The organism is Ammonicoccus luteus (assembly GCF_050880385.1).
In the GTDB taxonomy this organism is placed as follows: Bacteria; Actinomycetota; Actinomycetes; order Propionibacteriales; family Propionibacteriaceae; genus Enemella.
This window is the reverse complement of sequence record NZ_JBNZCI010000003.1, coordinates 149,122-167,553: the sequence shown is the minus strand read 5'-3', so window position 1 is coordinate 167,553 and position 18,432 is coordinate 149,122. Positions and strand designations below refer to the sequence as shown.

Genomic DNA, 18,432 nt, shown 5'->3' with positions numbered 1-18,432 from the left:
GTCGCCGGTTCGGACGCGTCATCGCGACGCGTGGGAGGATGCCGCTCAACCTACGGAGGCGAGAAACGTGAAGATCACCATCATCGGCGGATCGAGGGGCACGGGTGGGAAGCTGGCTGAGATCGCACGCGATGCCGGCCATCAGGTCACCGTTGTCTCGCGGAGTCATTCCGAGCTCGACGGTGTCGAGCGAGTCATCGGCAGCGCGCTGGCCCCTGCGATCGCCCGGCAGTCCGTCGCCGGCGCGGATGCCGTGGTGGTGACCGTCGGAGGGGCGAAAGGCGTACCGAAGCAGCGGGCGGAGATCACCCGGAACGTGATCGCGGCGATGCAGGCGGAGGGCGTGCGTCGACTCGTCGTGCAGTCATCGGTGGGCGCAGGCGACTCGGCATCACAATTGCCCGTTCCCCTGCGCCTGCTCATGTCGGTCCTCCTCGCCAAACCGGTGGCCGATCACACCGAGCAGGAGGCCGCCGCGAATGCGTCCGGCCTCGACTGGACCATCGTTCGGCCGACGGGTCTGACCGACAAACCAGGCGCCGGCACGTGGCGCGCGCTCGAGGTCTCCGATGCCGGCCACCTGCGCGGCTCCATTCCGCGGGCGGATCTGGCCGCGTGTCTTCTCAGAGTGCTCGAGGATGACGCGACGATCGGCAAGGCGATCGGCGTCAGCAGCGCATAAGTGCGCTAACTCCCACTCCCACGTCGGGTGCCCGCGCTGGTTCGTCCCCTCAGCAGGAGTCGGACCAGGATCACGAGACCGATGACGGCGGTGATGAGCCCCAACCCACCGAAACCGGGCGAATCATCCGCTTCTCCGAGCAGAATGACGAAGCCACCGAAGACGACCAGATACAACCCCGCGAGCACCGACAGAACGACCCACCAACGATTCAACCTTCATCCCTCCACCTGTACGCCGCCCTTGTCCCGGACTGGTGCTCGGGCCGCGCGGATGTCTACATTCGCCCCATGGCACCCGAACGCAACAAAACAGCACTGCTGACCATTGTGACCGGAGCGCTCGGTGCCGCGGCGCTCGGTCTGTGGCTCGGGAAGATGAACCTGTGGCTGGGCATCGTCGCGGCGCTCCTCGTGCTGCTGGGTGTGGGCGCCCTGGTGCGGCGGGTCCTGCAGCCCGGCCGGCACACCCCTTGGGCCGAGGCCCGGACCCGGTTGGCGCCCGGCCACGCGGTCGTGCTGTGGAAGCCGACCTGCGCGTACTGCGAGCAACTCCTCCGCGCCGTCGGTGACGATTCCCGTGTCACCTGGGTCAACGTCTGGGCGGATCCCGCGGCGAATCGAGCAGTCCGGGACGTCAACGACGGCAACGAACTGACCCCGACCGCCCTCGTGGGATCCGGGGTCATGCGCAATCCATCCCGCGCCGAGCTCATGACCGCACTCGCCGACCATTGCTAGATTCCGCCCGGGATCGGTCAACGGGTTCGTCTGGGCCCGGACCTTGTCCGTCGTCCCGGCTGCGGTCCACGCTGTTGCTTGCCCTTGCCCCGGTTGTCGTCCCGTTGCTGCGGTGCGCGAGCATCACGTTCGCGGGTGGTGCGGGAACTGTTGGCGGTGCGCCCACGCACGATGCCGATGAACTCCTCGATCAGCGGGTGCTCGTTGTCCTGGCGCCAGGCCAGCACCATCTGAGCCGGCTCCGCGTCACTGACCGGTCGATGCACCAGGTCCCGCCGGCTGGCTTCCCTGGCCACGGACAGCGGGACGAGCAGCACCGCCCCGGCGTTGACGCGGTCGATCGCGACCTGGTCCACCTCGCGCAGCACGGTCTCGTCCGCCAGGTCCGACGACGTGATGGCATCGAAGGCGGCGATGGGATGGTCCTTGCTGACCCACGCGACCATCACCTCCTCGTACAGCGGGATGGCGTGCAAACCCTCGCGCTCGAACGGCAGCCGGACGAAACACAGGTCCACCTCGTCAGCGTCGAGAGAGTGACGGGCGTCCGCCTGGGCGACCTCCGCCACCTCGAGGCGGGCGGTGAGGCGTTCGGCCCACCGCGTCCGCCACTTCGTCAGCGTGACACCGGGGACGTGCCCGACGCACAGAACGTCGGGGGCTGAGGAGTCGCTCACCCCGGCACGCTATCGCGGAGGGCTACGCTGCGTCTGTGAGTCAATCGATGAAGCCGGCAACCGCGGCGAGCAAACTGGGCATCCTGCTCTCGGCGGCCCCGGACGAGTTCCAGTCCACGCCGATCACCCGCGCAGAGTTGGACGCCCTTCGAGCCGACCCACCCGAATGGCTCGTCGAGCTGCGGCGCAACGGCCCATTCCCGCGCGACGTCGTGGCCGCCAAGCTGGGCGTCTCCAAGTCTGGGTTGGCGCGTGGTGGTCTGACCGACCCGCTCGACGCGGATCAGATCGGTGAGCTCCTCACCGATCCGCCCGAGTGGCTCGTCCGCGAGCGCGAAACCCAGCGCAACACCATCGCGGAGAACCAGCGACTCAAGGGCCGCGCCGATCAAGGCTGACCGTCGGCGGCAACGCACGCGGCCGCAGCCGCCCGGTCGTCCCCGGCCGGATGGCCCTAAGTTGGAGGCATGATCATTCGGCCCCTCCTCGCGCGAGGGTTCTGGGCGTTGGCCCGCTATCGGTTGCGATCCGAAGGGCCACCCGCTACGGGGTCCGCGGTGTTGATCGGAGCGCCGCACACCTCCAACTGGGATTTCGCCATGATGCTGGCGATCGCGTGGAGTCACCGGTTCTCGCCGCGATGGCTGGGGAAGCACACCTTGTTCAAGTTTCCGTTCGGGGCCGTCATGCGCGCGTTGGGCGGCATCCCCGTCGATCGTGCGAATCCGGCGGGCTTGGTGGATGAGATCGTACGCCGCATCGGCGAGGGCAAGCGGCTCCTCCTCGTCGTCACGCCAGAGGGCACCCGGCAGCGTGGCACCCACTGGAAGTCCGGCTTCTATCGCATCGCCCGAACTGCGGGCCTCCCTCTGGTGCTCGGGTATGTCGATTCAGCCACCCGCACAGCAGGGTTCGGCCCGACGATCCATCTCACCGGCGATGTCACCGCGGACATGGACAAGTTGCGAGCGTTCTATGCGGACAAGCGCGGGCTCCGACCCGGCGATTTCACTCCCCCGCGGCTCCGGGAGGAGCAGGTGCCGGACGGAACCGAATAGCGCGAGCCATGGGCAGTTCAAGAACGGTGTGGGCGTGGGGATGAGCTCTCCACTGGATGCGCGCCTGACTGCCGCGTACCAAACGTTTCTCGACCAGCGGCCGCCGGGCGCCGATGAGGACGTGCACATGCTGCCGGCGGTGGTGGACCACGTCATCGAACGGTGCAGCAACCCCGGTGATGTGGTGTTCGACCCCTTCGCCGGGTTCGGCACCACCCTCAGCCGGGCGCTCACCCTCGGGCGGCGGGCCCTGGGCATCGAGTTGCTGCCGGAGCGGGTCGACCACATCCGGCGGCACATCCCCGGAGCGGACATCATCGAAGGCGATGCGCGCGAGCTCCGGCGGATCCTGGCCGGGGTGGCCAGCCAACCGGTCGATCTGGTGCTGACATCGCCGCCCTATATGACCGCCACTCATCACCCGGCCGATCCGCTGACGGCATATGAGCAGGAGGGCGGGGATTACGCCCGCTATCTGCACGAACTCGGGCAGGTCGCCGCGCAGTGCGCGCAGGTGATCAAGCCGGGCGGGTTCGTGGTCTGGAATGTGGCCGATATCCACCATCGTGGCGTCACCACGGAACTCATCTCCGACTGTGTACGCGTGCTCTGCGCGCACCTCACGTTCGTCGCGACCGTCCCGATCGAATGGGGCCGACTGCCGCACGATCTGGTCGCGGATGCCCTGCTGGTGTTCCAGCGACCGACGGAAGCACCGTCATCGGCGGCGCAGTAGCGCAACGCAGGCCTGATAGCCCGGAACGCTCAGGTCGACAAGGTCGACCGCGTTCGGGTCGGCGTCCGTGGTGGCAGAGTCGGCGGCCAGGCGTACCCGCGACGGCTCGACGCTCAGCCCAATCCCCCACGCTTTGAGCGCGGCTTCCTTGCGCACCCAGGCCTGCGTACGCCCGACCGCGTCCGTGGGCACCGACTCGCCGGGGTGCAGCAGAACCTCATCGAGGGCCACATCCGCGGCCGCACCAGCACTCTCCACATCGACGCCGAGGCCGGCCAACCTCCCCCAGCCCGCGATCACGATCCCGGCCGCCCGGGACACGCTGACGGCGAGCGGGACGGGTGTGTGCTGGTGGGTCAGCGTGGGTACGCCGTGCTCACCGGCGCCGCAGCGCGGACAGTGATGGGCCATCACCACGGCCGCCGGATCATAACCACACGCAGCGCTGACCGCCCGGATGAGCAGGGCATGAGCATGGCCACGAGCGTCGTCCGGAGCGGGCGCGGCGACGACCGTGACCTCAGGCGTCGAGAGCACTGACCACACGACCGCGACACTACGGTGTTCCCGCGCAGATCGACGCAGGACGCCATCTGCAGAGTCCAGCGGCCGACTCAGCTGTCCACGGCATCTCCACCGGTCAGACCAGTGCTCTCCTTGCCCACATCGGGAGCACGGACGGATTCCTTCGGGGCGCGATAGAACTCGACGGCAAACGTGGCCGGTCCGGCGAACTCCACGTGGTGGGGCCGCTGCGGTGGGATGACCTGGCCCTCGCCCGCGCGAACCGTGATGACGTCATCGGGAGCGTCCTCGAAGATGAAGTTCACCGACCCCTCGCGGACGACCAGCCGACCCCAGACACCTTCGGCCACGCGATGGGCTCGGCCCAGTCCCACCGGCGCGGTCTCAGGGGTCCAGTCGTCGGTGACTCGGGCAAGGACAACGTCATCGGGCAGTTTCAGCATGCTTCGACGATACTTTGCACGCCCTCGGCGCGGTTATGCCGTGAGCACGTACCGCAAAATCTCCACCACTTGGTCGGTGGTCGTGCACCATGCCTGGGCAGCGGCGTCGACCTCCTTGAGCGCGTGGACGATATCGGGCTCGTGAAGGGTCACATAGGGCTTGCCCAAGGCCGCGCAGTAGCCGGCATCGAAAGCGGCGTTCCACTGTTTGTATTTGTCCCCGAAGCGCACCACGACCAGATCACTCTGCTCGATCAGGGTGCGAGTGCGGATGGCGTTGACCTTGGAGGACTGGTGATCACGCCAGAAATCGCTGGCGTTCTCGCCCAAGTGGTCACCGGCGGCGTCGCTCGCGGCATGGTCGGTCACCGGCGCGGTGAACACCACGTCCAGCCCCGCGGCCTCTGCGCCGCGCTGGATCTCGTCACGCCAATCGGTGTGGATTTCGCCGGAAAGATAGACATGGAAACTCAAGGCTCGTGGCTCCTGTTGTGGGATTCGCGGATCAGCGCTTGTCGGGTCCACCATCTCATGGCCCAGCGACAAGCCGGGTCTCGGTGGAGACCCCGGCAGAGGCGGCCGCCAGCGCCGTGCGCGACCTGACTCCGAACTTGGTCATCGCGTGACTGACGTGGCTCTCGACCGTCCGCTCGGAGAGATGCAGACGGTCAGCGATCTGCCCATTGGTCAGCCCGATCACGACGAGGTCGACCACCTCGCTCTCACGCGCTGTCAGGAGCCCGGAGGCACGCGGCTCGAGTTGACCGAGTGAAGCGAGGAGCGGGCTCATGCGGTGCACCTGCGCGACAGCCCTCGCCCGAGCACAGAGCTCGACCCGTGCTCGACTCCCCGCTCCCTCCAGTGAGGCCGACGCCGCGAGCGCCAAGGCGAGGTGGGCGGGTGCGTGGATCGATCGACACTGCTCGATCGCCTCGTGCAGGTGGTCTCGAGCGCGGTCACGCCATCCGAGAGTCGCCGCGAGCCATGCGAGGGCGAGATCCACCGGCCCCTCATAAGGGCTGGTGGCATGCGCGATCGCGTGCTGGCCAGCGAACGGCGACAACATCTCATACAGGCGTGGGGCCGTCTCGCGATCCTCGAGCCGTGCGCACAGATCCGCCATATCCACACCGATCACCAAGAACTCGGCCGCCGACTCCGGAAGTGTGTTGATGTGGAGCGCGAGGGAGTGCCACAGCCCTGCTGCCTCGGCCCGCGCCCCCGACCTGAACAGGACGCCGGCAAGCCAGCCACGGGCAAAGAAGGGTGCCGACTCCACGGCTTCGCGCACAGCGGACACCACCTCTGCCAGCCCTTCGCCGGTCATGACCGCGATCGCGGACCTGTATGGCAGAGCGAGGTACGCCGCGTCGCTGCCGGGCCCGGAGCTCGCCTCGGCACGAGAGAGATGCGCATGGGCGGCGTCCCATCTGCCGTCGGTCATGGCCTGTGAAGCGAGAAGTAGTTGGACGCGAGAGTGTTCTCTACGGGAATCGGCCCGCCAGGCGAGAGCGGCGATTGCATCTAGCAACTGCGCTCTTCGTCCCTCACGCGCGAGTGCGTCGAGGTCAGCGGAATTGAGGTCGCCGGCGTGGAAAGGCTCCGCCGTGGCGGCGTACTGAGCCTCGATCCGGTCACGCAACGCCGTCTCCCTCACCCGCAAACGCGCGGCGGCCGCTAGAGCGTGCAGTCGTGCCCGGGACAGCGGGTCAACAGGACGCTGAATCAGCGTGGCCGCCTCGGTGATGGCGACCTCATCGGCGCTGTCCTGGATGACTGCAGCGGCAAGATCGATCGCGTCGCCGACCCGGTCGTCCGCGACCGCATCGCGCAGGCCTTGCAGGTTGTCCGTGCCCACACACTCAGGATAGAAGAATCGGGGATTCCACGGATGCGTCCGCGGGACGGACTCGACGACCGTTGGCGGTATGACCGCTCGCATGTCCGGCTGGCTCATCGCCGTCGCCTCCCTGTTCGGCGCGATCAGCGCCCTCGTGATCATCGGCTGGCGGCCGGAGGTCACTGAAGCCCGCTACAGCTATCCCTTCGGCCCGACGTCGTTCGTTGTTGCCCAACTCCTTTTCGCCGCCCGCGACGCGGTGGTGCTGGTCGGGCTGATCGGCCTGACGCTCGCTCTTTGGCCGCAGGCACGTCGCACCACCCGGATCGGGCTGCTGGTTGCAGACGCAGGGATGCTGCTCTTCGCCCTCGCCGAGTTGTTCGCGCTGACCGCTCGCAGCGCAGCCACCATCTCGACGGAGGCTGACGCGGCCAACGCCTTCTATGGTGCGCCGATGACGGTTCACGGGATCGGCTTGCTGATCGCGGGCGTCGGCTTGGCCCGCTCGCGACAGCTGCCGGGAGCCCTGGGCCGGTGGATCGTGTTGGCCGCCGGGGTGTATGTCTTTTTCCCCGTCTTCCCCGCGGTCTTCGCGCCGATGGTGTGGGGGCGTCTGGCCATCGGCAGTTGGCTGGTGCTCTGCGCGGGCATCGGAGTCGCCCTCGTTCGGTGGGCCGCCCGAAACGAGTCCCCGTCCGCTGCTGTCCGAGCCGCCGAGTGCAGCGCTATACGTTAAACCTGAACTCGACCACGTCGCCGTCACTCATCACGTAGTCCTTGCCCTCGAGCCGCATCTTGCCCGCGGCCTTGGCCGCCTGCTCGGACCCGGCGGCGACGAGATCGTCGAACGACACGACCTCGGCCTTGATGAAGCCCTTCTGGAAGTCGGTGTGGATGACCCCCGCGGCCTCCGGCGCGGTCGCCCCCTTCGGGATCGTCCAGGCGCGCGCCTCCTTCGGCCCGGCGGTGAGATAGGACTGCAGCCCCAGCGTCGCGTACCCCACCCGCGCCAGCACATCCAGCCCCGGCTCGTCGATGCCCATCTCGGCCAGGAACTCCTTGGCCTCGTCCGGCTCCATCTCCGCCAGCTCCGCCTCGATCTTCGCGTCGAGGAAGATCGCCTCGGCGGGCGCGACAACCTCGCGCATCTTCGCCTTCAGCTCCTCGTCGGCGAGCTCGTCGGTGTCGCAGTTGAACACATAGATGAACGGCTTGGCGGTCAGCAGGAAGAGCTCGCGCAGGTGCTCGAGATCCAGACCCGCAGCGTGCACGCCCTTCCCGGCGTTCAGCGTCTCCAGCGCCTGCTGCCAGGCGGCGAGCTTGGGCTGCGAGTCCTTCTTGATCCGCGCCTCCTTCTCCAGCCGCGGCAGCGCCTTTTCCAGCGTCTGGATGTCGGCGAGGATCAGCTCGGTGGTGATCGTCTCGATGTCGCTGGCGGGGTTGACCTCGCCGTCGACGTGCGTGACATCCGGATCACGGAAGACGCGCGTCACCTGACAGATCGCGTCGGCCTCGCGGATGTTCGCGAGGAACGCGTTGCCCATCCCCTCGCCCTGGGAGGCTCCCTTCACGATGCCCGCGATGTCGACGAACGACACCGTCGCGGGGAGGATCGCCGCGGAGCCATAGATCTCGGCGAGCTTCGCCAGGCGGGGTTCGGGCACGCCCACGACACCGACGTTGGGCTCGATCGTCGCGAACGGATAGTTCGCCGCGAGCACGTTGTTGCGGGTCAGCGCATTGAACAGGGTCGACTTGCCGGCATTGGGGAGACCGACGATTCCGATGGTGAGTGCCACGCTGGCCCACCTTACTGGCCTGACGTCATTTCAACGTCGGTGCCCGAACTCGTCGATCGCCTGCCAGTGACGCCGACCCCGTTATCGCCGCAGCTGCCAGCAGCCCAGGGTGGACGTCGGCCGATAGCCGAGCTGCCGGTTGATCGCCAGCATCCATTCGTTCTCGTCGGCGTTCCACGTGTGGATTCGGCGTACGCCGGGTCGGTGCCGCGCAAGATTGCGGAGGTTCGCGGCCTTGATCCGCAGACCGAGCCGACGCCCGCGGTGATCGGTGCGCACGAGCGTGTCGTCCTGATAGGCAACCTCCGGAAGCCATCCGTCCGGACAGGTCAACAACGTGTGCGCCACCACGTCGCCGCTCGTTCGTTCGACGGCGACGGTCCAGACCTGGGATCGTCCCATCGCAATGACGGCAGCATCCTCGGCAGCTATCCGTGCGGCATCCCAGACCTCCGGCTCCATCGCGACCTCCCCCATCGGGACATCGGTGCTCATCCGCGCGCGCTGCACCGCGAGCGCGTCCCGGAGCTGCGGGGGCGTCGGCCCGGTCCAGGACACGAGGTCATAGCCCGCGCTCGCCGCGGCACCGGCCGACTCCAGCGTCATCGCCCTCGTGAGCGCATCGACCACATCGAGGGTGCTCGCCACCTCGACCTGTTCGAGCTGGAACCCCCGGCCGGTGAGCCAGTCGGTGACGGCGCTGCGCCGCACTGAGCCCGCCCCTGTCTTCGGGGTGAGCGCCTTCCCCGACGGTCGGGAGGCGTGCCACACGATCACCGTATTGCGGGATTCCGCGTGGATCAGATCGGAGATGGCTGACCACAGCGCGTCGAGCACGACCGCGGTCTCCGCGTCGGGAGCGATGCGAAGCTCGACGGCCAACAGATGCCGATTGTCGGTGTCCGGGATCTGCGCGTTCGCCAATCCGATGAGCTTGTCGCGGTCGCGGGCCAGCACCATCACGGAGCGGCTGGTTTCGGTGTCGGCGTACGTCGCCGCCAACTCCCGCGCCGAATAGGCGAAGTCCTTGTGGCCCAACTCCGCGTACTCATCTGTCGCCCACAACTCCGCCGCCTCCACTGCCACGGACGACGGCTCCGCGACCGTCCCCAAGGACGTGTGCACGGTCAGTTGCAGCGAAGGCGGTGCCATGTCGCCAAGATCTCGCGCGCCCGTCCGGACGGCAACCGATTTAGGCTCCGGACCAGTACGCCAGCAGCGCCCTCGTCAGGTGGTACAGGTCGTCAACGCCGCACATCTCGCGGGCGGAATGCATCCCGAGGACGGGTACGCCGACGTCAACCGTCGTGATGCCGAGCCGCGTGGCCGTGAGTGGGCCGATCGTCGAACCACAGGGAATGGCGTTGTTGGAGACGAAGGTCTGGGTGGGTACGCCGGCCACGGCGCATGCCCGCCGCCAGATCATCTCGCCGACCGCATCGGACGCATAGCGCTGGTTGGCGTTGATCTTGAGCAGGGGCCCCTCGTTGATGAGCGGCCGGTTGACGGGGTCATGGGAACCGACATAGTTCGGATGGACCGCGTGACCGGCGTCGGCAGAAATGCAGGACGAACGCGCGAGCATGCGGCGGTATTCGTCCTCGCTCGTCCCCAAGGCCGTCGCGGTGCGCCTGAGCACGTCCTCCAGCAGCGGCCCACTGGCACCGGAACGCGAAGCCGAGCCGACCTCTTCATGATCGAACGCCGCCAGCACCGCGATGTCGCCATCTGTGTCGTCGACGTTGAGCATCGCGATCACGGAGGCATGCACGCTAGACAGGTTGTCGATCTTGGTGCACGCAAGGAACTCGTCGTCCGCGCCGAACAGCTTGGGCCGCGCGGTGTCGAACGCGAAGAGGTCATGACCTGCCACGTCGTCCGCGGTGAGTTCTCCGCCGTCGTCGTCGGTGACGAACGACATCACCAGGTCGAGGACCCGAAGGTCGGGCCGCCGCACCGAGAACAGCGGCGCCATGTGGGCCTGACGGTCAAGCTTGAGACCGTCCTCGTTCACCGATCGATTGAGGTGAATCGCGAGCTGTGGGATCCGCATGACCGCGTCCGTGTGGACCAGGACCTGCTCGCCGCGGGGAGTCACGACGCGGCCGGCGATGCCGAGCTCGCGGTCGGTCCAGGAACCCAACAGCGGACCCCCATAGATCTCGACCCCGACCTGCTGCCAGCCCGCCGCCCCATAGATGGGGTCCGGCTTGAGCTTGAGGCCGGGCGAGTCGGTGTGCGACCCGACGATGCGAAAAGCGGAGTTCTTGCTCGCGTTGGCGGGCACCCACCACGCCATCACGGCTCCGTCCCGCACCAGATAGTGCCCACCTGTCGAGGAATCCCATTCGGCCGACTCGTCCTGCTGGGCCCAGCCGGCCTCCGCCAACAGCCGCGCAACTTCAGCGGCTGCGTGATATGAGCTCGGCGATGCCTGGACGAACGCGGCGAAGTCCTGGACGTGACTTGGGGCTTGGGTGTGCGGCATAGCCCCATCCAACCACTGGCGGCGCGGTTCCGACAGGCCCGGCAGCCTTGTGGAACGACCCCTTGACCAATCGCCGTGCACCAATATCATCGCTATATGTCGATGCATCATCGTGCCGGCAGAGACTTGGTGCCGGATGTCACTGCAGCGGCCGAATTGCTCCGCGCACTGGCCGATCCGGGCCGGCTCACGATCCTCGCGCACCTGTTCACTGGTGAGCACAACGTCCGCGAACTGACCGAGCACCTAGGGCTGGCACAGTCGACGGTGAGCTCGCATCTGGCGAGCCTCAAGTCGTGCGGGTTGGTCACGGCGCGGCAGGAGGGGCGCTCGTCGATGTACGCGGTCGCTCATCCGCGACGCACCCGTGAGCTCCTGTCGTCGGTCGGCGAGTTGCTGAGCAACATCGACAAGAACGGTGGCGCGACATGAGCGCGGGACACGGCCACGGCCATCACCACGACCACTCCACCACGAACCGGACGCGCCTGGCGATTGCCTTCGGCCTCACGGTTGCGGTGCTCATCGTCGAGGTGATCATGGCGTTCGTCACGGGCAGCCTCGCGCTGCTGGTGGATGCCGCCCACATGCTGACCGACGCGACAGGGCTTGCGATCGCGCTCTTCGCAGCCTCGCTCATGGCTCGACCGCCCACCTCCAAACGCACGTGGGGATTCGCCCGCATGGAGGTGCTGGCGGCGGGAGCACAGGCGACGATCCTGCTTGCGGTCGGCATTTTCGCGTTCATCGAGGGCATCCGGCGTCTCATCTCCCCGCCCGAGGTGCAGGGCGTGGGCATGCTCGTCATCGGCATCGTGGGCCTGCTGGCGAATGTGATTGCACTGATGGTTCTCGCCGGCGGGCGGAGCGCCAACCTCAACATGCGGGCCGCGTTCCTCGAGGTCGTGAACGACGCGCTCGGTTCGGTCGCCGTCATTATCGGCGCGATCGTGATCACGCTGACTGGCTGGACCCGTGCAGATGCGATCGCGGGCATGCTGATCGCCGCCCTCATCGCCCCCCGGGCGGTGATGATCCTCCGCGAGGCGAGTTCGGTGCTCATGGAAACGGTCCCGACGGGCATCGATCTCCATGAAGTGCGCGCACATCTTGAATCGAAGCCGCACGTGCGGAGCGTGCACGATCTCCACATCTCGCGGATCAGCACTGGTCTGCCCGTGCTGACCGCCCACGTTGTGGTCGAGGAGGCCTGCTTCACGGCAGGCTGCACACCGCAGTTGCTCCAGGACCTGCAGACCTGCGTGGCCGAGCATTTCGATATCTCGATCGCACATTCGACTTTTCAGATCGAGCCGCCGCACCACCATCACGGCGAGTTTCAGTTGCACGACTGACCTGAGCCGACCGGACGGATCGACGAGTCAGCCCGGGACGCCGGCCACGCTTCCGGTGAGGAACCTCGAGATCTCGTCGGAGAACCAGTCCGGCTCCAACACGGGGTCGAGGTGCCCGCCATCGAAGGAGTGCAGCCAGGACGGTGTGATCTCCTGGTGCAGCACCTGGGAGTTGATGAACGGGACCATCGGATCGTCGGTGCCGGCCAGAATCAGGGTCGGTTGATGAATCAGCCACGCCATCGGCAGGGTCGTCCAACTCATGGCCGCCATGAGTTGGTGCGGCAGTCCCGCCCCGGGGTCCTCGAAGTCGGGCGCGAGGGTCCGGCGGACATCATGCGGGCGGCGCCGGGCGCACCCGCCATAGAGGCGCCCGATCGTCTTGTCGTCGGTGTGCAGGAGCTGTGCGGCCTCCGGGCTGAACATCATCGCCATCGACAGCATCTTGCCCGGCACGGAGAGCGAACCGGTGTTGGTGGAGATCAGCACCATCCGACGGACCCGCCGGTCGGCCTGCAGCGCCATCTGTTGGGCGACCACACCGCCCCACGAATAGCCGATGACGTCGACTTCCTCATGCCCGAGCTGATCCAGCAGCCGCAGCACCCACCAAGCCATCTGCGGCATCCCGTAGGGCAGGAAACCAACCGGGCTCCGTCCGATGCCCGGCGGATCGAGCCGGATGACTTCCAACGATGGGTCGAATCCGTGGACCAGATCGTCAAGCACATCGGCGCGGCAACCGATCCCATTGAGGAACACAACCGGTCGCGCCGGCTCGGTGGTGGCACGCCGGATCAGGACACGAAACTTCTGGCCGCACACGCGCAGCCATCGCTCTTCGGACCCCGCAGCCCGGGCCGGGGCTTCTTCGGCCGTCATCTGATCAGAATACTCATTCCAGCTTTTCCTGTGCTGCAAAGCGATCAAGCTCACAACAGCATAGCTCGCCCAGTCCGCCGGAGTGCCTGATCAATAATGTCGGAGCCCTCCGGCAGAGTCGGAGGCATGGAGACCACCGCCATCCTCGTCCTCGTCCTCGGCCTGCTCATCGGGTTCGCGCTCGGTGCCGTGCTGCTCTGGTTCCTCGCCCGCTCCAGAGCCGAAACCGCGGACGCCCGGCTGGCGACCGAGCTCGCCCAGGCCAAATCGGAGTTGGCCCAAGCCCAGGCACAAGCGGCGGACGCTCGGGCGCAGGCGGCCGACGCCCGCGCGGACGCCGCCCAGTCGCGCGGCGAGGTTGCCCGGACTCAGACGGATGTGGCGCGTCAACAAACCCACCTTGCCGAGGCACGCAGCGAGGTCGCCGAGGCCCGTTCCGTGATGGCGGAGGCCAAAGCGGAAGCCGCGGAGGTCGGGGCGCGTCTGGCCGGGGCGTTGGCCGCGCGGGATGCGGCGGTGGCCCGAGCTGCCGAGTTGGCGGCCGACCGGGAATCCCTCGCCAATCAGTTCAAGGTTCTGTCGTCCGAGACGCTCGAGCGGCAGGGCAAAGCGGTCGACGCGGCCACGGCCGACCGGCTGGAGCAGACCAAGGCCGCCCTCCAGCCGCTGACGACTCTGATGAACCAGTTCTCGACTCGATTGACCGAGATCGAGAAGGAGCGCGTGGCGATGTCCACCGATCTCCGCAACCACGTGCGGGCAGTGCAAAACACCGGCGAACATCTGCGTCGCGAAACCCATGCGCTCGCCACAGCGCTGCGCAAGCCGCAGGTGCGGGGCCACTGGGGCGAGATGCAGCTGCGGCGGGTTGCGGAATACGCCGGCATGGTCGAGCGGTGTGACTTCGAGCTGCAGACCACCACGCAGACGAGTGCCGACCGCACGATCCGCCCCGACATGCGCGTGGAGCTGTCCGACGGCAAGTTCGTGTTCGTCGACGCCAAGGTGCCCCTGAGCGCATTCCTGGAAGCCCACGAGACCGACGATGAGCGCACGCGCGACGAAAAGCTCAAGCTGTTCGGACGCAACGTCAAGACGCACGTGGAGCAGCTGTCGGGGAAGCAATATTGGAAGGCCGACGCCGGCACGCCGGAGTTCACCGTCCTGTTCCTGCCCAACGAGATGTTCCTCTCCTCCGCTTCCGAGATCGTGCCGGACCTGCACGAGTTCGCGGCCCGGAAGGACGTGGTGCTCGCCACGCCCACCACGCTGATCGCCCTGCTCCGGGCGGTGTCCTATGGCTGGAAGCAAGCGGCTCTGGCAGAGAGCGCGGCGGAAGTCTTCGCGCTCGGTCGTGAGCTTTATGACCGCTTGGGGACCATGGGCGAGCACGTCGACAAGACCGGCCGCTCGCTCACGTCGGCGATGCTCGCCTACAACAAGATGGTCGGGTCGTTCGAGACACGGGTGTTGCCGATGGCCCGCCGGTTCCGTGATCTCCAGGTCACCGACAAGGAGCTCGAAGCTCCCAAACCGGTGGTCGAGTCGACACGGACGATCACGGCTCCCGAGCTCGTGGAGGACGCCGCCAAGGTCGAGCCGATGATCGGTCGGACGCGCCGCCAGGATGGCGGACAGGAACTCCCGGAGCGGGCCGAGTTGACCCGAGGCGAGCCCGACCTGCTGGACTTGATGGACGAGCCGACCCTTCCAGTTCGCAAGCGCGGCAACACCGCATGATCCCCCGGTCCGTTCCACCCACGACTCCCATGGGATGCGTGGGTGTGGCCAACGGATGGATACTGCTCCAGTGGACCGCATAACCTCCGCCGACATCGCCTTGGCCGCCGCCCGCCTGCGAGGGGTCGTGACAGAGACGCCGCTGCAGCTCAACGAACGCCTGAGCGAGCGGACAGGCGCGGAGATCTGGCTCAAGCGCGAGGATCTCCAACCCGTCCGGTCCTACAAGATCCGGGGCGCCCACAACCTGATCAGCCAGCTCTCCGAGCAGGAGCGGCACGCGGGCGTCATCTGCGCGTCGGCGGGCAACCACGGCCAGGGTGTGGCCTATGCGTGCGCCCGCCTCGGCATTCAGGGGCGGATCTATGTCCCCTCCACTACGCCACGGCAGAAGCGCGACCGGATGCGTCAGCTCGGCGGTGAGCACGTGAGCCTGATCGTCATCGGTGACACCTATGACGAAGCCGCTCAGGCCGCCTACGCCGCCGCCTGGGAATCCGGCGCGACCATGGTGCCGGCCTTCGATGATCCCCGCACGATTGCGGGACAGGGGACGCTCGCGGTCGAGATAGTCCACCAGCTCGGCAGGGCGCCCGACGTCCTGGTGGTGCCCGTCGGCGGCGGTGGCATGCTCGCGGGTTGCCTGACCTGGATGGCCGATCACCATCCGGAGTGTCGGGTGGTCGCTGTCGAACCTGCCGGCGCGCCATGCCTGGCGGCCGCGCTCGAGGCGGGCGGGCCCGTCACCCTGGAGTCCATCGACACCTTCGTCGATGGTGCCGCGGTCCGGCGGTGCGGCGAGCTCACGCACGCGATCGCGGCGGCGCGCGATCCGCACATGCTGACCGTGCCAGAGGGCCAGCTCTGCAGTGAGATGCTCGACCTTTATCAGACCGACGGGATCATCGCCGAGCCCGCAGGCGCGTTGGCGCCCGCCGCGATCGGCCACCAACTCGACATTCAGCCCGGCCAGAGCGTCGTGGCGATCCTGTCCGGCGGCAACAACGACGTGTCCCGCTATTCGGAGATCGTCGAGCGATCCTTGGTGCACGAGGGCCGCAAGCACTATTTCCTGGTCAACTTCCCGCAGGAGCCGGGTGCGCTCCGTCGCTTCCTCGACGAGGTCCTCGGTCCCGACGACGACATCACGCTGTTCGAATATGTGAAACGATCGAACCGGGAGCTCGGTCCTGCCCTCGTCGGGGTGGAGTTGGGCACCCCGGAGGATCTCGCCGGTCTGATGGCGCGGATGAACCGCTCCCCCATGACTGTCGAGCCGGTCCTGCCCGACAGTCCGTTCTATCGATTCCTGGTCTAGCCCTGCCGCAGCCGGAGAAGGGAACCTCATGCGCGTCGCCCTGGCACAGATCTGCTCCGGTCCCGAGGTCGAGGACAATCTCGCCCAAGTGCGCGAGCAGGTGGCCAAGGCTGCCGCGCTGGGCGCTCGCCTCGTCGTGTTCCCGGAGGCGACGATGCGAGCGTTCGGTCACAACCTGGCGTCCGTCGCCGAGCCTCTCGACGGGCCCTTCGCCACGGCGATCGGCGACTTGGCGACTGAGTTCGGCCTCACGGTGGCGGCCGGCATGTTCACTCCGGCACGTTCCTCCCAGGACGGATCTCGGGTCCGCAACACCCTCGTGGTGGCTGTCCCGACCGGCCCCGCCGGCGGGGGCCGGCCTGCCCGGGTGCAGGGCTACGACAAGATCCATCTGTTCGATGCGTTCGGGTTCTCGGAGTCCGACACAGTCGAGGCGGGCGACGACGAGCTCCGCGTCGAGGTCGACGGCACGACCGTGGGTGTCGCGATCTGCTATGACATCCGCTTCCCGCAGCTGTTCATCAATCACGCCCGCGCCGGTGCCAAGGTGATCCTGGTCCCCGCCTCGTGGGGCTCCGGGCCGGGCAAACTCGACCAATGGCAGGTCCTCGCGCGGGCGCGGGCCCTCGACTCGACAAGTTGGATCCTGGCCTGCGGGCAGGCGGACCCGAAAGCCTCCGGCGTCGAGGCCAAGCCCGACGCGCCCACCGGCATCGGTCATTCGATGGTGGTGTCGCCGACCGGCGCGGTGGTGGCCGCCGCCGGGTCGGGGCCGGAGCTGGTGATCGCCGATCTGGTGCCCGGCTCATCGGACCGGGCCCGACGCGACATCCCCGTGCTCACGAATGCCCGGCTGAGCTGACATGCGCGCTTGGTTGGTGTGGGGCATCGGCGTCGCCGTCTATCTCGTCACGATCTGCCACCGCACCTCGCTCGGCGTCGCGAGTCCGCAGGCCACGGTCCGCTTCGACACCAGCGCGAGTGTCATCGCGCTGTTCGTGGTGCTGCAGGTGGGCATGTATGCCGGCATGCAACTCCCCTCCGGCATGCTCCTCGACCGCTTCGGGTCACGCAAGATGCTCACGACCGGCGCCTTGGTGATGGCAACGGGCCAGTTGCTCATGGCGATCGCCGACACACTGCCGCTCGCGGTCGTGGCGCGCATGCTCACCGGCACGGGCGACGCTGCCTGCTTCATCTCTGCGCTGCGGCTCATCCCGGCCTGGTTCCCCGGCCATCGGATCCCGGTCCTGACCCAGGTGACGGGCGTCATCGGCCAGTCCGGACAGATCCTGAGCGCAGTCCCGTTCGTCTGGCTCCTCCACCGCTGGGGCTGGACCCCCAGCTTCCTGACCCTCGCGGGCCTCGGACTGGTCATGGGCCTGCTCGCCCTCACCGTTGTCCGTGACAGCCCGACCGGCCCGCTGCGGCGCGACAGCCACGTCGCTGAGCGTTTCGTCAGCCAGATCGCGGCCACGTTCCGCGAACCGGGGAACAGGATGGGCATGTTCGTCCATGCGACGGCGTGCTTCGGCGCGCTGGCCTTCGGCCTGATGTGGGGGTTTCCCTATCTGGTGGAGGCCGAGGGCAGGTCTCCGGCCACCGCAGGCGGTCTCTTCACGCTGTTCGTCCTCGGGTCGGTGGTCGCCGGCCCCATCATCGGTCATCTGACCCGGCAACACCCTTTGCGACGCACCACGTTGACGATGCTGGTGTCCCTGACCGGCATCGTGCCCTGGCTGGTGATCTTCGTGTGGCCGGGCCCGGCACCCCTCTGGTTGCTGATCGCGCTCGTCACGGGGCTGGCGATCTCCGGTCCGGCGTCGCTGATCGGGCTCGATCAGGTCCGGACGTTCAATCCGCAGAACCGGCTCGGCACGGCGAGCGGGATGGTCGTGATGTTCGGGTTCGCCATGGCCCTGGTGACGATCCTGCTGATCGGCATCGTCCTGGACCTCGCGGCCGAAGGGAGTACGCCCGGCCTCGGCGACTATCGGACCGCGATGGCCGTCCAGATCCCGCTGTGGATCGGCTGTTACGTCGGCCTGATCGTCTCCCGCCGCCAGGCCCTGCGCCTGCACGGCGTCACGCTGCGGCCGTGGAAGGAAGTCTGGCGGGACCGGCGCAGCACGCGCCGCTGAGCCGCGCC

At 67.6% G+C, this 18,432-nt stretch carries 22 protein-coding genes; 12 read left to right on the top strand and 10 right to left on the bottom strand.

Going from position 1 to position 18,432, the window contains the following annotated elements; translation table 11 throughout:
• Positions 1 to 67 precede the first annotated feature (67 nt).
• Positions 68 to 682: an NAD(P)-dependent oxidoreductase gene (locus ACQ260_RS08555; RefSeq protein ID WP_432559009.1), complete on the top strand. Its 615-nt coding sequence runs from the start codon at positions 68 to 70 to the stop codon at positions 680 to 682.
• A gap of 5 nt (positions 683 to 687) precedes the next feature.
• Here ACQ260_RS08555 and ACQ260_RS08550 read toward each other — a convergent pair whose 3' ends face one another.
• On the bottom strand, positions 688 to 897 hold the full coding sequence (locus ACQ260_RS08550) for a hypothetical protein (protein WP_432559008.1): 210 nt from the start codon (positions 895 to 897) through the stop codon (positions 688 to 690).
• Between the two features lie 75 nt (positions 898 to 972).
• Here ACQ260_RS08550 and ACQ260_RS08545 point away from each other — a divergent pair, with 75 nt between their 5' ends.
• Positions 973 to 1,422 (top strand): glutaredoxin family protein, encoded by a 450-nt coding sequence (locus tag ACQ260_RS08545; RefSeq protein ID WP_432559007.1) that lies wholly within the window; start codon positions 973 to 975, stop codon positions 1,420 to 1,422.
• A 17-nt stretch (positions 1,423 to 1,439) separates the two neighbouring features.
• On the opposite strand, the gene ACQ260_RS08540 is transcribed toward ACQ260_RS08545, so the two are convergent.
• On the bottom strand, positions 1,440 to 2,099 hold the full coding sequence (locus tag ACQ260_RS08540; protein WP_432559006.1) for a LysR family transcriptional regulator substrate-binding protein: 660 nt from the start codon (positions 2,097 to 2,099) through the stop codon (positions 1,440 to 1,442).
• Positions 2,100 to 2,134: 35 nt separating this feature from the next.
• On the opposite strand from ACQ260_RS08540, the gene ACQ260_RS08535 reads away from it, so the two are divergent.
• From ACQ260_RS08535 to ACQ260_RS08525, 3 genes are all read left to right on the top strand, one after another.
• Complete coding sequence (locus ACQ260_RS08535) at positions 2,135 to 2,497, top strand: DUF5997 family protein (RefSeq protein WP_432559005.1); 363 nt, start codon at positions 2,135 to 2,137, stop codon at positions 2,495 to 2,497.
• A 69-nt stretch (positions 2,498 to 2,566) separates the two neighbouring features.
• Entirely contained in the window at positions 2,567 to 3,157 is a 591-nt protein-coding gene (locus ACQ260_RS08530) for a 1-acyl-sn-glycerol-3-phosphate acyltransferase (protein WP_432559004.1), read from the top strand.
• Positions 3,158 to 3,197: 40 nt separating this feature from the next.
• Positions 3,198 to 3,893, top strand: a complete 696-nt coding sequence (locus tag ACQ260_RS08525) for a TRM11 family SAM-dependent methyltransferase (protein WP_432559003.1) — start codon at positions 3,198 to 3,200, stop codon at positions 3,891 to 3,893.
• Here the strand turns inward: ACQ260_RS08525 and ACQ260_RS08520 are convergent.
• From ACQ260_RS08520 to ACQ260_RS08505, 4 genes are all read right to left on the bottom strand, one after another.
• Positions 3,876 to 4,439 carry a 4'-phosphopantetheinyl transferase family protein gene (locus tag ACQ260_RS08520; RefSeq protein ID WP_432559002.1) on the bottom strand — a complete coding sequence of 188 codons (564 nt, stop codon included), beginning with the start codon at positions 4,437 to 4,439 and terminating at the stop codon, positions 3,876 to 3,878. The two genes, ACQ260_RS08525 and ACQ260_RS08520, sit on opposite strands and share 18 nt — an antisense overlap.
• Positions 4,440 to 4,507: 68 nt before the next feature.
• Positions 4,508 to 4,861: a TehB family protein gene (locus tag ACQ260_RS08515; RefSeq protein ID WP_432559001.1), complete on the bottom strand. Its 354-nt coding sequence runs from the start codon at positions 4,859 to 4,861 to the stop codon at positions 4,508 to 4,510.
• A gap of 33 nt (positions 4,862 to 4,894) precedes the next feature.
• Positions 4,895 to 5,335, bottom strand: coding sequence for a YtoQ family protein (locus ACQ260_RS08510; protein WP_432559000.1), 441 nt, complete (start codon positions 5,333 to 5,335; stop codon positions 4,895 to 4,897).
• A gap of 55 nt (positions 5,336 to 5,390) precedes the next feature.
• Positions 5,391 to 6,719 (bottom strand): helix-turn-helix transcriptional regulator, encoded by a 1,329-nt coding sequence (locus tag ACQ260_RS08505; RefSeq protein ID WP_432558999.1) that lies wholly within the window; start codon positions 6,717 to 6,719, stop codon positions 5,391 to 5,393.
• 70 nt (positions 6,720 to 6,789) lie between these two features.
• On the opposite strand from ACQ260_RS08505, the gene ACQ260_RS08500 reads away from it, so the two are divergent.
• Complete coding sequence (locus tag ACQ260_RS08500) at positions 6,790 to 7,437, top strand: hypothetical protein (protein ID WP_432558998.1); 648 nt, start codon at positions 6,790 to 6,792, stop codon at positions 7,435 to 7,437.
• On the opposite strand, the gene ychF is transcribed toward ACQ260_RS08500, so the two are convergent.
• From ychF to ACQ260_RS08485, 3 genes are all read right to left on the bottom strand, one after another.
• Entirely contained in the window at positions 7,427 to 8,500 is a 1,074-nt protein-coding gene (gene ychF / locus ACQ260_RS08495; RefSeq protein ID WP_432558997.1) for a redox-regulated ATPase YchF, read from the bottom strand. The genes ACQ260_RS08500 and ychF overlap by 11 nt on opposite strands.
• An 81-nt stretch (positions 8,501 to 8,581) precedes the next feature.
• Positions 8,582 to 9,652: a hypothetical protein gene (locus tag ACQ260_RS08490; protein ID WP_432558996.1), complete on the bottom strand. Its 1,071-nt coding sequence runs from the start codon at positions 9,650 to 9,652 to the stop codon at positions 8,582 to 8,584.
• Positions 9,653 to 9,692: 40 nt separating this feature from the next.
• Positions 9,693 to 10,988: a M18 family aminopeptidase gene (locus ACQ260_RS08485; RefSeq protein ID WP_432558995.1), complete on the bottom strand. Its 1,296-nt coding sequence runs from the start codon at positions 10,986 to 10,988 to the stop codon at positions 9,693 to 9,695.
• Between the two features lie 96 nt (positions 10,989 to 11,084).
• Between ACQ260_RS08485 and ACQ260_RS08480 the strand changes: the two genes are divergently transcribed.
• Together ACQ260_RS08480 and ACQ260_RS08475 are read left to right on the top strand one after the other, a co-directional pair.
• Positions 11,085 to 11,420 carry an ArsR/SmtB family transcription factor gene (locus tag ACQ260_RS08480; protein ID WP_432558994.1) on the top strand — a complete coding sequence of 112 codons (336 nt, stop codon included), beginning with the start codon at positions 11,085 to 11,087 and terminating at the stop codon, positions 11,418 to 11,420.
• On the top strand, positions 11,417 to 12,343 hold the full coding sequence (locus tag ACQ260_RS08475; RefSeq protein WP_432558993.1) for a cation diffusion facilitator family transporter: 927 nt from the start codon (positions 11,417 to 11,419) through the stop codon (positions 12,341 to 12,343). Before ACQ260_RS08480 ends, ACQ260_RS08475 begins: the two co-directional genes overlap by 4 nt.
• A gap of 27 nt (positions 12,344 to 12,370) precedes the next feature.
• Here ACQ260_RS08475 and ACQ260_RS08470 read toward each other — a convergent pair whose 3' ends face one another.
• Positions 12,371 to 13,225, bottom strand: coding sequence for an alpha/beta fold hydrolase (locus ACQ260_RS08470; protein WP_432558992.1), 855 nt, complete (start codon positions 13,223 to 13,225; stop codon positions 12,371 to 12,373).
• A 126-nt stretch (positions 13,226 to 13,351) separates the two neighbouring features.
• On the opposite strand from ACQ260_RS08470, the gene ACQ260_RS08465 reads away from it, so the two are divergent.
• Genes ACQ260_RS08465 through ACQ260_RS08450 form a run of 4 tightly spaced genes read left to right on the top strand, consistent with a single transcriptional unit; the run spans position 13,352 to position 18,424 of the window.
• Positions 13,352 to 14,965, top strand: coding sequence for a DNA recombination protein RmuC (locus tag ACQ260_RS08465; RefSeq protein WP_432558991.1), 1,614 nt, complete (start codon positions 13,352 to 13,354; stop codon positions 14,963 to 14,965).
• A gap of 55 nt (positions 14,966 to 15,020) precedes the next feature.
• Positions 15,021 to 16,283, top strand: coding sequence for a threonine ammonia-lyase IlvA (gene ilvA, locus ACQ260_RS08460; protein ID WP_432558990.1), 1,263 nt, complete (start codon positions 15,021 to 15,023; stop codon positions 16,281 to 16,283).
• Between the two features lie 28 nt (positions 16,284 to 16,311).
• A complete protein-coding gene (locus ACQ260_RS08455; RefSeq protein WP_432558989.1) occupies positions 16,312 to 17,145 on the top strand; it encodes a carbon-nitrogen hydrolase family protein in 834 nt (277 codons plus the stop codon).
• 1 nt (position 17,146) lies between these two features.
• Entirely contained in the window at positions 17,147 to 18,424 is a 1,278-nt protein-coding gene (locus ACQ260_RS08450; RefSeq protein WP_432558988.1) for an MFS transporter, read from the top strand.
• Positions 18,425 to 18,432 lie beyond the last annotated feature (8 nt).

What these genes read in the sequence shown, in the direction of transcription:
- ACQ260_RS08545 (WP_432559007.1), top strand. Translation starts at nt 973, where the DNA reads ATGGCACCCGAACGCAACAAAACAGCACTGCTGACCATTGTGACCGGA.
- ACQ260_RS08530 (WP_432559004.1), top strand. Translation starts at nt 2,567, where the DNA reads ATGATCATTCGGCCCCTCCTCGCGCGAGGGTTCTGGGCGTTGGCCCGC.
- ACQ260_RS08525 (WP_432559003.1), top strand. Translation starts at nt 3,198, where the DNA reads ATGAGCTCTCCACTGGATGCGCGCCTGACTGCCGCGTACCAAACGTTT.
- ACQ260_RS08515 (WP_432559001.1), bottom strand. Translation starts at nt 4,861, where the DNA reads ATGCTGAAACTGCCCGATGACGTTGTCCTTGCCCGAGTCACCGACGAC.
- ACQ260_RS08500 (WP_432558998.1), top strand. Translation starts at nt 6,790, where the DNA reads ATGACCGCTCGCATGTCCGGCTGGCTCATCGCCGTCGCCTCCCTGTTC.
- ACQ260_RS08490 (WP_432558996.1), bottom strand. Translation starts at nt 9,652, where the DNA reads ATGGCACCGCCTTCGCTGCAACTGACCGTGCACACGTCCTTGGGGACG.
- ACQ260_RS08485 (WP_432558995.1), bottom strand. Translation starts at nt 10,988, where the DNA reads ATGCCGCACACCCAAGCCCCAAGTCACGTCCAGGACTTCGCCGCGTTC.
- ACQ260_RS08480 (WP_432558994.1), top strand. Translation starts at nt 11,085, where the DNA reads ATGTCGATGCATCATCGTGCCGGCAGAGACTTGGTGCCGGATGTCACT.
- ACQ260_RS08475 (WP_432558993.1), top strand. Translation starts at nt 11,417, where the DNA reads ATGAGCGCGGGACACGGCCACGGCCATCACCACGACCACTCCACCACG.
- ACQ260_RS08470 (WP_432558992.1), bottom strand. Translation starts at nt 13,225, where the DNA reads ATGACGGCCGAAGAAGCCCCGGCCCGGGCTGCGGGGTCCGAAGAGCGA.
- ACQ260_RS08465 (WP_432558991.1), top strand. Translation starts at nt 13,352, where the DNA reads ATGGAGACCACCGCCATCCTCGTCCTCGTCCTCGGCCTGCTCATCGGG.
- ilvA (WP_432558990.1), top strand. Translation starts at nt 15,021, where the DNA reads ATGGATACTGCTCCAGTGGACCGCATAACCTCCGCCGACATCGCCTTG.
- ACQ260_RS08455 (WP_432558989.1), top strand. Translation starts at nt 16,312, where the DNA reads ATGCGCGTCGCCCTGGCACAGATCTGCTCCGGTCCCGAGGTCGAGGAC.
- ACQ260_RS08450 (WP_432558988.1), top strand. Translation starts at nt 17,147, where the DNA reads ATGCGCGCTTGGTTGGTGTGGGGCATCGGCGTCGCCGTCTATCTCGTC.